The organism is Streptomyces sp. 840.1, assembly GCF_003751445.1.
Lineage (GTDB): Bacteria > Actinomycetota > Actinomycetes > Streptomycetales > Streptomycetaceae > Streptomyces.
Genome location: NZ_RJUU01000001.1, coordinates 303,822 through 315,967 on the forward strand (window position 1 = coordinate 303,822; position 12,146 = coordinate 315,967).

The 12,146-nt window shown below is 71.2% G+C and carries 12 protein-coding genes and 1 pseudogene; 3 read left to right on the forward strand and 10 right to left on the reverse strand.

What is annotated here, in order from left to right; translation table 11 throughout:
• Nucleotides 1-688: 688 nt before the first annotated feature.
• Complete coding sequence (gene mnmA, locus EDD93_RS01320; protein WP_123523406.1) at nt 689-1,825, reverse strand: tRNA 2-thiouridine(34) synthase MnmA; 1,137 nt, start codon at nt 1,823-1,825, stop codon at nt 689-691.
• A 61-nt stretch (nt 1,826-1,886) separates the two neighbouring features.
• Here mnmA and EDD93_RS01325 point away from each other — a divergent pair, with 61 nt between their 5' ends.
• Nucleotides 1,887-2,549 carry an N-acetylmuramoyl-L-alanine amidase gene (locus tag EDD93_RS01325; RefSeq protein ID WP_123523407.1) on the forward strand — a complete coding sequence of 221 codons (663 nt, stop codon included), beginning with the start codon at nt 1,887-1,889 and terminating at the stop codon, nt 2,547-2,549.
• Between the two features lie 16 nt (nt 2,550-2,565).
• Here the strand turns inward: EDD93_RS01325 and EDD93_RS01330 are convergent, their stop codons facing one another.
• From EDD93_RS01330 to EDD93_RS39495, 3 genes are all read right to left on the reverse strand, one after another.
• Nucleotides 2,566-3,735 (reverse strand): cysteine desulfurase family protein, encoded by a 1,170-nt coding sequence (locus tag EDD93_RS01330; RefSeq protein ID WP_123523408.1) that lies wholly within the window; start codon nt 3,733-3,735, stop codon nt 2,566-2,568.
• 152 nt (nt 3,736-3,887) lie between these two features.
• Complete coding sequence (locus tag EDD93_RS01335; RefSeq protein ID WP_123523409.1) at nt 3,888-4,250, reverse strand: DUF4190 domain-containing protein; 363 nt, start codon at nt 4,248-4,250, stop codon at nt 3,888-3,890.
• A gap of 62 nt (nt 4,251-4,312) precedes the next feature.
• Nucleotides 4,313-4,474, reverse strand: a complete 162-nt coding sequence (locus EDD93_RS39495; RefSeq protein WP_185092185.1) for a hypothetical protein — start codon at nt 4,472-4,474, stop codon at nt 4,313-4,315.
• A gap of 101 nt (nt 4,475-4,575) precedes the next feature.
• Between EDD93_RS39495 and EDD93_RS01340 the strand changes: the two genes are divergently transcribed.
• Nucleotides 4,576-5,217 carry a TetR family transcriptional regulator gene (locus tag EDD93_RS01340; protein ID WP_123523410.1) on the forward strand — a complete coding sequence of 214 codons (642 nt, stop codon included), beginning with the start codon at nt 4,576-4,578 and terminating at the stop codon, nt 5,215-5,217.
• A 10-nt stretch (nt 5,218-5,227) separates the two neighbouring features.
• Nucleotides 5,228-6,091, forward strand: a pseudogene (locus EDD93_RS01345) (alpha/beta fold hydrolase).
• On the opposite strand, the gene EDD93_RS01350 reads toward EDD93_RS01345, so the two are convergent.
• From EDD93_RS01350 to EDD93_RS01375, 6 genes are all read right to left on the reverse strand, one after another.
• On the reverse strand, nt 6,039-7,031 hold the full coding sequence (locus tag EDD93_RS01350; protein WP_123523411.1) for a YafY family protein: 993 nt from the start codon (nt 7,029-7,031) through the stop codon (nt 6,039-6,041). The pseudogene EDD93_RS01345 and the gene EDD93_RS01350 sit on opposite strands and share 53 nt — an antisense overlap.
• A 37-nt stretch (nt 7,032-7,068) precedes the next feature.
• Nucleotides 7,069-7,935 (reverse strand): thioesterase family protein, encoded by an 867-nt coding sequence (locus EDD93_RS01355; protein WP_123523412.1) that lies wholly within the window; start codon nt 7,933-7,935, stop codon nt 7,069-7,071.
• 71 nt (nt 7,936-8,006) lie between these two features.
• Entirely contained in the window at nt 8,007-8,666 is a 660-nt protein-coding gene (locus tag EDD93_RS01360; RefSeq protein ID WP_123523413.1) for a trimeric intracellular cation channel family protein, read from the reverse strand.
• An 18-nt stretch (nt 8,667-8,684) separates the two neighbouring features.
• Nucleotides 8,685-9,893 (reverse strand): dipeptide ABC transporter ATP-binding protein, encoded by a 1,209-nt coding sequence (locus EDD93_RS01365; protein ID WP_311318329.1) that lies wholly within the window; start codon nt 9,891-9,893, stop codon nt 8,685-8,687.
• A 56-nt stretch (nt 9,894-9,949) separates the two neighbouring features.
• Nucleotides 9,950-11,038 (reverse strand): ABC transporter ATP-binding protein, encoded by a 1,089-nt coding sequence (locus EDD93_RS01370; protein ID WP_123523414.1) that lies wholly within the window; start codon nt 11,036-11,038, stop codon nt 9,950-9,952.
• The gene (locus tag EDD93_RS01375) at nt 11,035-12,045 is read right to left on the reverse strand and encodes an ABC transporter permease (protein ID WP_123523415.1); all 1,011 of its coding nucleotides are present in this window, start codon (nt 12,043-12,045) and stop codon (nt 11,035-11,037) included. The genes EDD93_RS01370 and EDD93_RS01375 overlap by 4 nt, the downstream gene beginning before the upstream one ends.
• Nucleotides 12,046-12,146: the final 101 nt, after the last annotated feature.

Sequence of the window (12,146 nt, forward strand, 5' to 3'; positions counted from 1 at the left end):
CCTCCTGTGGCAGCACCTGCGGGCTGAACCCCGCGTGCTCCAGGATCGCGAGTACGTCGTGCCCGCTGCGGTTCCGTGGCACGGGGCGGCCCCGAGCGACGCACAGAGCCTTGGCGAAGCACTCAGCAGTGAATCCTAGGTAGTAGACGCAGGCCACGTGACGTCCGGCTCGATGCAACTCAGCTGCGTCCGAGCGACGCTCCAGAGCCACGTCCTCCCACTCCTGTGACGTGCGCGGATCTTCGTACAAGCCCGTTGTCCCCCCTGCGGTGCCATCTGCTGCCACTCTAGGCTTCTTGTGGCCGCCGAGTGCTAACGAGTCCGCGTACGTGAGTGATGCTCGCTGGGTCACTCTTCATTTCCCCGCCAGAATTAACGCCTGGCTTGGACTGAATTGCAGGTGGAAGCGTCAACCCTGCGGCGTGCCGGCCTTCCGAATCTCGGCCATGCGGCCCACACGAATGCTGCCGCTCTCCGTCTCTGGGCGTCCCGCTGCGGTCGAACCAAACCTCGCGCTTCGCTTGGGACTAGGTGTCTACCTGACCTCCTTCAGACTCGCCGCCGCCCTCTGCTTCTACAAATGACTCGTCTGTCTCACCACATAGGACACAGTCCTTGCCCCGTTTTACGCACACCTCGTGCTGCCAGTCCGCTGGCGGGGCTAATATGACCCCGGTCGCATCAGCGGTCAGCAGGAAGTGGCCGCGGCCGTCTCGCGGCGCACCGTCGTCGCGATCGTCGCGGAGCCGACCACCCGGGTGCCGTCGTACAGCACGACCGCCTGGCCGGGCGCCACGCCGCGCACCGGCTCGGTGAACGAGACGTGGAGCGTGCCGTCGGTCAGCTCGGCGCTCACCTCCGTCTCGCCGCCGTGGGCGCGCAGCTGGGCGGTGTACGTGCCGGGACCGGACGGCGGGGTGCCGCACCAGCGGGGCTTGATCGCGGTCAGGGCGGTCACGTCGAGGGCCTCGACGGGGCCGACGGTCACCGTGTTGTTCACCGGGGAGATGTCCAGGACGTAGCGCGGCTTGCCGTCGGCCGCGGGGTGGCCGATGCGCAGGCCCTTGCGCTGGCCGATGGTGAAGCCGAAGGCGCCCTCGTGGGTGCCGAGCTTGGTGCCGGACTCGTCGAGGATGTCGCCCTGCGCCGTGCCGCCGAGGCGGTCGGCCAGGAAGCCCTGGGTGTCGCCGTCGGCGATGAAGCAGATGTCGTGGCTGTCGGGCTTCTTGGCGACGGCCAGGCCCCGGCGCTCGGCCTCGGCGCGGATCTCGTCCTTGGTGGTGAGGGTGTCGCCGAGCGGGAACATGGCGTGGGCGAGCTGGCGCTCGTCCAGGACGCCCAGCACATAGCTCTGGTCCTTGGCCATGTCGGAGGCGCGGTGCAGCTCACGGCTGCCGTCCGAGGCGAGCACGACCGTGGCGTAGTGGCCGGTGCAGACCGCGTCGAAGCCCAGCGCGAGCGCCTTGTCGAGCAGCGCCGCGAACTTGATCTTCTCGTTGCAGCGGAGGCACGGGTTGGGCGTGCGCCCGGCCTCGTACTCGGCGACGAAGTCCTCCACGACGTCCTCGCGGAAGCGTTCCGCCAGGTCCCAGACGTAGAAGGGGATGCCGATGACGTCCGCGGCGCGGCGGGCGTCGCGGGAGTCCTCGATCGTGCAACAGCCCCGGGCCCCGGTCCGGAAGGACTGCGGGTTCGCGGAGAGGGCGAGGTGCACGCCGGTCACGTCGTGGCCCGCCTCGGCGGCGCGGGCCGCGGCGACGGCGGAGTCGACACCGCCCGACATGGCGGCGAGGACACGGAGGGGGCGCTGGGAAGTCTGAGTCATAGCTCCACCAGGGTACGGGGCGACGGGAACCGAACGCTCCTGGATATGCGTTGTCGAACACATGGGGACCAAGGCCACGAATGGCACCGAGGGCTCGGGCACCGGCATCAGCCGCCGCTCGGTGCTGATCGGTGGCGTCGTCACGGCGGCCGGCACGGCGGCGCTCGCCCGCGATCAGCTGAAACGTGCCTGGTGGCGGCTGCCGGGCGTGGAGAAGCCCCGCACGCCGGGCGCGGTGGACTACGCGCGGGCCGAGTGGACGGCGGCGTCCCCGTCGAACTGGCGGCGGGCGGACCGCCCGGACGACTACGGCGTCGACCGGGTCGTCATCCATGTCACGCAGGGCAGTTTCCAGAGCGCCGTCAGGGTCTTCCAGGACCCCCGGCACGGGGCCGCGGCGCACTACGTGGTGCGCAAGGACGGCCATGTGACGCAGATGATCCGCGAGCTGGACGTGGCCTTCCACGCGGGCAACCGCTCCTACAACGAGCGCAGTGTCGGTATCGAGCACGAGGGCTTCGTGGACCGCCCGCAGGACTTCACGGCGGCGATGTACACGTCGTCCGCCCGGCTGACCGCCGCGATATGCGCGCGGTACGGGATACCGGTGGACCGGAAGCACATCATCGGGCACGTGGAGGTGCCGGGCACCGATCACACGGACCCCGGGAAGCACTGGGACTGGGACCGCTACCTGAAGCTGGTGCGGGCGGCGCGGCGCTGAGGCGCGCCGCCGGCGTTCAGCTGAGCCCGGCCGTCCTGGCCCGTTCCACCGCGGGTCCGATGGCCCGCGCCACCTCGTCGATGTCCTGCTTGGTCGTGGTGTGGCCGAGCGAGAAGCGCAGGGTGCCGCGTGCCAGGTCCGGGTCGGTGCCGGTGGCGAGCAGCACGTGGCTGGGCTGGGCGATCCCCGCCGTGCAGGCGGAGCCGGTCGAGCACTCGATGCCCTGGGCGTCCAGCAGCAGGAGGAGTGAGTCGCCCTCGCAGCCGGGGAACGTGAAGTGCGCGTTGGCCGGGAGCCGCCCGCCGGGGGCCGGGTCGCCGCCGAGTACGGCGTCCGGGACCCGCGCCAGCACGGCCGCCACCAGCTCGTCGCGCAGGCCGCCGATCTCCCGGGCGAAGTCCTCGCGCCCGTCGGCGGCGAGCCGTCCCGCGACGGCGAACGCCGCGACGCCGGGCACATCGAGGGTGCCGGAGCGCACATGGCGCTCCTGACCACCGCCGTGCAGTACGGGTACGGGGGTGAAGTCGCGGCCCAGCAGCAGTGCGCCGACCCCGAACGGGCCGCCGATCTTGTGTGCGCTGACGGTCATCGCGGCCAGTCCGGACCGGGCGAAGTCGACCTCCAGCTGGCCGAAGGCCTGCACCGCGTCGGCGTGCATCGGAACGTCGAACTCACGCGCCACGGAGGCCAGTTCACGGATCGGCATGATGGTGCCGATCTCGTTGTTGGCCCACATCACGGTGATCATCGCGACGTCGTCGGGGTTACGGACCAGGGCCTCGCGCAGCACGTCCGGGTGGACGCGCCCGTAGCGGTCGACGGGGAGGTACTCGACGGTCGCGCCCTCGTGCTCGGCCAGCCAGTCCACGGCGTCGAGCACCGCGTGGTGCTCGACGGGGCTGGCCAGCACCCGGGTACGGCGGGGGTCGGCGTCGCGGCGGGCCCAGTACAGGCCCTTCACCGCGAGGTTGTCCGCTTCGGTGCCGCCGGAGGTGAGGACCACCTCGCTGGGGCGTGCGCCGAGGGCGTCGGCGAGGGTCTCTCTGGACTCCTCGACGGTACGGCGGGCCCGGCGCCCGGCGGCGTGCAGGGAGGACGCGTTGCCGGTGACAGCGAGCTGGGCGGTCATCGCCGCGATCGCTTCCGGAAGCATCGGGGTGGTCGCGGCGTGGTCGAGGTAAGCCATGGTGGGCTCGATTCTACGAGCCTGCGGCGGGGCACAGAGCGGGCGCATGGCGCCTTCGTACCCGCGCACCGCGAAATCAGTGCCGCATGCACCGCGGAACCGGTGCCGGTTACACCGTGATTCCGGTGCCCGCGCACCGCGATCGCGCCCGGTCAGCCGCCGAAGCTCCAGCCGACGGCGCCGTCCCCGGTGACGAGGAGGGCCAGAACCACCAGGTCCGCGACGCCGAGCGCGAGTCCCAGCAGGGCGCGGCCGCGACGGGCGGTGGAGCGGGCCAGGGCGATGACCGCCATCACGATGGCCGCCGGGCCCAGCAGGACGTTCATCACCAGCAGTCCGACGAGGCCGAGGACGAACGAGGCGACCGCGAGGGCGTCGGCCTCCCGCGTCGACCGGCCCCGCGTGGACCGGCCGGAGCGGTCGGCGGCGGAGGCTTCGGTGTGGGCTTCGGTGTGGGCGTCCGGCCCGGCGCCGTCCGTCGTACCGGAGCGGCGGCCGAGTGTGGTGAGCGTCATGGTGCGGACTCCTTCGGGGTGGATACGGGCGACTGCGACAGGGCGGCGGGCGGCGGCGTCCGTCACCTGGAGCGGCGCTGCGCGCCCAGCCGCTCGCGTACGGCGAAGACCAGCAGCCAGCAGCCGATGAGGGCGCCGAGGACGAGCGTCAGCGGCAGCGGCAGGTGGGTCACCGCTCCCAGCACGATCCCCAGCAGGAGCAGGGCGACGACGAGGACGATCATGGCCGGCCTTTCCAAGTTGAGAGCACGAGTGTTCACTGACTTGTCAGTCTAGACCCGCACACCACTTCCCCGCCCCGGAGAACAGTTGTTTACTGAATGGCATGAGTCACACCGCCGGTATCCGCCAGGCCCAGAAACTGAAGACGCGTCAGGCGCTGCTCGACGCCGCCCTCGGGCTGCTGGAGGAGCAGAGCCTGAGCAGCCTGGGGCTGCGTGAGGTGACCCGCGCGGGCGGTGTCACGCCGACGGCCTTCTACCGGCACTTCGACGGCATCGCCGCGCTCGGGGTGGCCCTCGTCGAGCAGACGCTGGGCAGCCTGCACGGAATGATCGGCGCGATCCTGGCCGAGACCGGCGACAGCGAGGTACGGCTGGACCGCAGCGTCGGCCTGATAGCGCGCCACGTCCGTGAGCAGCCCGCGCACTTCCGGTTCATCGCCCGCGAGCAGCACGGCGGGGTCGGCCCGGTCCGCGAGGCCATCGCGGCCCAGCTGCGGCGGTTCACCGAGGAGGTGGCGGCGGCCCTCGCCGGGGAGCCGGAGTCGCGGGGCTGGAGCGAGGAGGACCTGCTGATGCTGGGCGGCCTCTACGTCGACCACATGGTCATCACCGCCTCGGCGCTGCTGGACGCGGGTCCGGACGGCGGGCGTGCGGTGGCCGAGGTGGCCCGGCGCCGGCTCCGCCTGGTCACCCTCGGCCGGCTGCACTGGCTGGACGGCAGTCCCTCCGCCGCCCGACCCTAGGCCGGCCCGCATGAGCGACGACACCTGGGTCCTGGACCGCACGTTCCGCAGCTCCGCGGGGGAGGTCCGCTGGGCCGCCCTGGGCCGGGCCGGGGCACCGCCCGTCGTCCTGGTGCACGGGATGCCCTTCTCCTCGTACGTCGGGCGCGGGGTGGCCCGCGCACTGGCCCAGGACCACCGGGTCTTCGTCTGGGACCTGCCCGGGTACGGCGCCTCCGCCCAGTACGAGGGCCAGGACGTCTCGCTCGGCTCCCAGGCCCGGGTGCTCACCGAGCTCCTCGGCCACTGGGAGCTCCCCGAACCCGCCGTGGCCGCCCACGACTTCGGCGGCTGCGTCGCCCTGCGCGCCCATCTGCTGCACGGCGCCCGCTACCGCCGGCTGGCCCTGGTGGACCCGGTGGCGCCGGCTCCCTGGGGCTCACCCGCCTACCGGCTGCTCGGCGGACACCCGGAGGTCTTCGGGCAGTTGCCCCCGGCGCTGCACCGTGCGCTGGTGCGCGAGTACGTGAGCTCCGCCAGTCACCCCGGTCTGCGGCCGGCGGTCCTGGACCGGCTGGTCGCGCCCTGGTGCACCGAGGCCGGACAGCCCGCCTTCTACCGGCAGATCAGCCAGAACGACCAGCGGTTCACCGATGAGATCCAGCACCGCTACGGCGAGATCGAGCCGCCGGTATTGATCTGCTGAGGCACCGAGGACACCTGGATCCCGGTCGGACGCGGCCATGAACTGGCCGCCCTCGTACCGGGCTCCGAGCTGCGGCTCATCGAGGGGGCCGGACACCTCGTGCAGGAGGACGCCCCGGCCGAGCTGACCGCCGCGCTCACCGGCTTCCTGCGGACGCCCCCGGCCCCGGCTCCCCGTACAGCGCCGTGACGGCGGCCGCGTGCGCGGCGACCACCGTGCGCGCGGCGGGCGGTGCGAGGACCTCGACGTTCGGGCCGAAGGAGAGCAGGGAGCGCGCCCACTCCACCGATTCCACGGCGAGTTCGGCCCGCAGCCACTCACCGTCCCGCTCCTCGGGCCGGGGCTCCCCGGTGAGCACGGCCGCGTTCAGCCGCAGGAACAGGTCCAGCCGGGAGCGGTGCACCCGTACCAGCAGGATCACCTCCCCCCGCCGTTCCTCGACCTGGCGGCGCAGCACCTCCCACACCTGGGCCAGTTCCACGCCGGGCCTGCGCACCACGGGCTCGTCGGTGAGGACGGCGCGCCGTACCCGGTCCGCGCGGAAGAGCCGGGGCTCCCCGTCCCGGTCCGCGACCAGGTACCAGACGCCCGCCTTCACCACCAGGCCGTACGGATCGACGGTGAGGGTGCGCGCGGCCCGCGTACCGCTGTGCCGGTAGCGCAGCCGCAGCCGCCGGTCGGTGAACACCGCGTCGTGCAGCTCGGCGATGTCGACGGGGCCGCGCGGACCGCTCATCCAGCGCACCGGGTCGACGAGGATCCGGCGGCTGGTCAGCTCGGCGGCGGGCCGGTGCGGGGCGGGCAGTGCCGCCATCACCTTGCGCAGCGCGGAGCCGATCGCCGCGTCGAGCCCGAGCGCCCGGTGGGTGCCGTCCGCCGCCGTGACGAACAGGGCGCGCGCCTCGTCGGCGGTCAGCCCGGTGACATCGGTGCGGAACCCGGGCAGCAGGGCGATACCGCCGTGCCTGCCGCGTTCCGCGTAGACGGGGACGCCGGACGCGGAGAGCGCCTCGGCGTCCCGGTAGATGGTGCGCACGGAGACGTCCAGGCGCTCCGCGAGCTCCGGCGCGGGGACCGGGCCACGGGTCTGGAGCAGCAGCAGGATGGAGAGCAACCGGTCGGCCTTCACCGCACCAGCATCTCCCGGCTCCGGCCCGCGCGGGGTGTCAGCTGCGCGGCGCCCTGGCGAGCTGACGGGACTGGGCGACCAGCCGGTTGGCGCTGTCCCAGACCTCGGCGTCCTCCTCCAGGTAGCCGCCCGCGAGGTTGCGGGTGGTGATGGAGACGCGGAGCGGGCCGGGAGCCGGGCGGCAGCGGACATGGGTGGTGAGTTCGACGGTCGGGGTCCAGCCCTTGAGCCCCAGCTCGAACGAGGTCGGCGGCAGTGCGTCGACGGTGAGCAGCAGCGAGAGCGGGTCGGCGTCGCGGCCGTCCGCGAGCCCGAACCAGCCGCGCATCTCGCCCTTGCCGGACGGCTGGCCCACGGCCCAGCCGATGGTCGCCGGGTCCAGTTTGATGTCGAGCCGGTCGGTGATCGCGGAGCTGCCGGGGATCGCGGCGGGTCCGTCACTGGGGCCCAGGCAGTGCTCGCGGGGCGCGATGGCGGGCGGCGCGGCGGCGGTGCGGATGTCGTCGCTCAGCGCGCCCAGGTCGCCGTAGGTGGCGAGGACCCGGATGCGCTCGACCTCGGTGCCGTCGTCCGCGTACTGGAAGAGGGAGGCCTCGCCGGTGGAGAGGGTGCGCCCGGGCCGGACGACCTGGGTGCGGATCACCGCGGGGCCCGGGACGGACGCGGTGAGGTAGTGCGCGGAGACCGAGAAGGGGTCCGGGTGCGGGAGCGCCTCGCTGAGGGCGCGGCCGAGCATGGCGAGCAGGTAGCCGCCGTTGACGGCGTGGATGATCGTCCAGCCGGGCGAGAGCTCGGCGTCGTAGACGCCTTCCTCGCGAAGGGTGACGGCGGTGTCCCGGTCGAACTCGCTGTCGCCGATGGTCGCCTGCGCGGTCTCTGCCGCCTGCGCTGCTGCCTGTGCCATGGACGCACCGTACCCCGATTGCATTACTGAGCGGTAGCTTTTCTCGGCCGGTGAGACGCCGGACACCTGGGCTATCCCTCGTCCGCAGCGGCCGAACGGCGGTTGTAGGCGCGCGGGGCCCGCCAGTGGAAGCGCAGCGCCAGCAGCCGGAGCACGAACGCCGTGATCACCGCCGCGCCGCTGGTGAAGGCGTTGAGCGCGTCGAAGCGGATGCAGAGCACGATCATCGCGGCCCCCACGATCGCGGGCACCGCGTACAGGTCGCGGTCCCAGCGCAGCAACGAGGGAACCTCGTTGGCGAGTACGTCCCGCAGCACACCACCGCCGACCGCGGTGGCCAGCCCGAGCGCCGCCGACGCGGTCAGCCCGAGGCCGTAGTCGTACGCCTTGACCGTGCCGGTGACGCAGAAGAGGCCGAGCCCGGCGGCGTCGAAGACGTTGATGCCGACCTGGATCCGTTCGACGTGCGGGTGCAGGAAGAAGACCAGACAGGCGGCGAGGAGCGGGGTGGTGAAGTACCCGAGGTCCGTGAACGCGGCGGGTGGCACCGCGCCGATGATCACGTCGCGGAACAGCCCCCCGCCCAGCGCGGTGACCTCGGCGAGTACCGCGATGCCGAAGACATCGAAGTTCTTGCGTACGGCGAGCAGAGCGCCGGAGATCGCGAAGACGAAGATCCCGACGATGTCGAGCGCATGCTGGACGGAGGGCGTGAACAGTTCGTTGAGCACCGGGCAATTGTGCCGGTACTACTCCTTCGGGCTGTCCTCCGCCGTCTCGGAGGGTGTTGCGGTGTCCTTCTTGCCGAGCGTGGCGGGCGCCTCGGACGGCGCCCCGGCGGAGCTCTCCTCGGCGGAGCTCTCCTTGGCGGGCGTGATCAGCTCGACCGCTTCCCTGGCCGCGGTCAGCACCTGCTGTCCCGGCACCTGGTCGGGCGCGTTCTCCGGGTGGTGGCAGGCGACCTGGTGGCCGGTCTTCAGCGCGATCAGCGGCGGCTCCTGCGTCTTGCAGACCTCCGTGGCCTTCCAGCACCGGGTGTGGAACCGGCAGCCGCTGGGCGGCGAGATCGGCGAGGGCACATCGCCCTTGAGCAGGATGCGCTCGCTCTTCGCCCCGCGCCGGCGGGGGTCCGGCACCGGCACGGCGGACATCAGGGCCTTGGTGTACGGGTGCATCGGCGCCGAGTACAGCGACTTGCGGTCCGCCAGCTCGACGATCTTGCCCAGGTACATGACCGCGATCCGGTCCGAGACATGGCGGATGACCGACAGGTCGTGCGCGATGATCACGTACGTGAGCCCGAGCTCGTCCTGGAGGTCGTCGAGCAGGTTGACCACCTGCGCCTGGATCGACACGTCGAGCGCGGAGACCGGCTCGTCGGCCACGACGAGCTTCGGGCGCAGGGCGAGGGCGCGGGCGATGCCGATGCGCTGGCGCTGGCCGCCGGAGAACTCGTGCGGGTAGCGGTTGTAGTGCTCGGGGCTGAGCCCGACCAGCGACAGCAGCTCCTGGACGTGGTTCTTCAGACCGCCCTCGGGCTCGACGCCCTGGAGCCTGAACGGCGCGCTGACGATCGTGCCGATCGTGTGCCTCGGGTTCAGCGAGGAGTACGGGTCCTGGAAGATCATCTGGACGTCGCGGCGCATCGGACGCAGCTTGCCCATGGACAGGTGCGTGATGTCGCGGCCCTCGAACTCGACCTTGCCGCCGGTCGGTTCGATCAGCCGGGTGATCAGCCGGCCCATCGTCGACTTGCCGCAGCCGGACTCGCCCACGACGCCCAGGGTCTCCCCCGGGTACACCTCGAAGTCGATGCCGTCGACGGCCTTGACCGCGGCGCTCTGCCGGCCGAACACCCCCTTGCGGATCGGGAAGTGCTTGGCCAGGCCCTCGACCCTGAGCAACGGCTCGCGGGAGGCGGTGGCCTGTTCCGGGATCGACACGTCCTTCTCCAGCACCGGGGTGTTCTTCTTCTGGCTCACGTCACTCACGTCGCTCACATCGCTCGGATCGCTCACAGCTTCGGCGCAATCTCTTCGGACCAGATCCGGGCCCGCTCCTGCGGTGACATGTGGCAGGCGGAGAAGTGCCCGTCACCGACCTGCTCCAGCTCGGGACGCGTCGTGCGGGTGAGGTTGTCCTTGGGGATGTCCGCGTACGGGCAGCGCGGGTTGAACGCGCAGCCGTCCGGGACGTTGATCAGCGACGGCGGCTGGCCCTTGACGGGGATCAGCCGGTCGGTCTCCTCGCGGTCGATGCGCGGCATCGAGGTGAGCAGTCCCCAGGTGTACGGGTGCTGGGGCTCGTAGAACACCTTCTCCGCGGAACCGCGCTCGATGCAACGGCCGCCGTACATCACCAGGAGCTCGTCGGCCATCTCCGCGACCACCCCGAGGTCATGGGTGATCATGATGACGGCGGAGCCGAACTCCTTCTGCAGGTCCCGGATCAGGTCCAGGATCTGCGCCTGGACGGTGACGTCCAGGGCGGTGGTCGGCTCGTCCGCGATGAGCAGTTCGGGGTTGTTGACCAGGGCCATCGCGATCATGGCGCGCTGGCGCATGCCGCCGGAGAACTCGTGCGGGTGGGAGTCGACGCGCTTGTGCGGCTCGGGGATGCCGACCCGGTCGAGCATCTCGATGGCGCGGGTGCGGGCGACCTTCTTGGTGACCTTGTTGTGGACCCGGTACGCCTCCACGATCTGCCCGCCGACCGTGAAGTACGGGTGCATCGCGGAGAGCGGGTCCTGGAAGATCATGGCCATCTTGCGGCCGCGCAGCTCGCGCACCCGGGCGTCGGAGGCGCCGATCAGCTCCTCGCCGTCCAGCCAGACCTCGCCGGAGATGCGGGCGTTGGGGGCCGTGCGGTGCAGGCCCAGCACGCCGAGCGAGGTGACGGACTTGCCGGAGCCGGACTCGCCCACGATGCCGAGGGTCTGTCCGGGCTTCACGTCAAAGCTCACGCCGTCGACCGACTTGACCAGGCCGTCGTCCGTCTTGAAGTGGATGCGCAGGTCCCGTACGGAGAGGAAGGCCTCGTCGCCGGCCCGCGCGGCGGCGGGCTTGCCGGCCGCCGCGGTCTGTGCCTTGGAAACCTCGGTCACGAGTACCTCACCCTGGGGTCGATGGCGGCGTACACCAGGTCCACCAGCAGATTGCAGACGACGATGAAGAAGGCCGCGATGAGCGTCACGCCCATCACGATGGGCAGGTCGTTGCCCCTGACCCCGTCGATGGCGTAGAAGCCGAGGCCCTGGAACGAGAACACCTGCTCGGTGATGACCGCGCCGCCGACCAGCAGGCCGAAGTCCATGCCGAAGATGGTGACGATCGGGGTGAGCGCGGCCCGCAGACCGTGCTTTCCGATGATCACGCTCTCCTTCAGGCCCTTGGCGCGGGCCGTGCGGATGTAGTCCTCCCCCATGGTCTCCAGCATCCCGGCTCTGGTGATGCGGGCGTAGAGCGCGGAGTAGAGGAAGGCCAGCGAGCACCACGGGATCAGCAGGTTCCAGGCCCAGTCCAGCGGGTTCTCCGTGAACGGGACGTAGGTGATGTTCTCCCAGACGGGCCACTGCACGGTGAAGACGCCCAGCGCGAGCATGCCGGTGAAGAAGATCGGCAGCGAGACGCCGGCGAGGGCGACGGCCATGAAGAAGCGGTCCAGGATCGAGCCCCGCTTGAGCGCGGAGACGACACCGATGGCCACACCGCTGAGCAGCCAGATCACCGCGGCACCGATGGCCAGCGAGAACGTGACCGGGATACGCGCGGTCAGCTCGGGCCAGACCTCGACGTGGTTCTTGAAGGAGAAGCCGAAGCACGGGGCACCGCAGTGCGAGACCTCGGGGCCGAACGTGTAGTCCGCGCCGACGAAGATCTGCTTGATGAAGTGCCAGAACTGCTCGTACAGCGGCTGGTCGAGGCCGAGGTTCTGTTTGACCGCGAGGATGGACTGCGGATTGGCGTCCTTGCCCACGTACTGGGCCGCCAGTTGGTCCATCGTCTGCCCGGCGAGCCGGGGGACGAGGAAGAAGATCGCGAAGGTGACTGCGCTGACGATCAACAGCAGCAGTACCGCGCCGAAGACGCGTCGGATGATGTACGCAGCCACAGCTATCCGGCGCCGGTATCTGTCTGCCGGGGGTAACCCGTGCGGTCGGACACCGTGCCTTCACCTGCCTTTCAGGACAATTCTGGGGGCCCGGGGGGCCG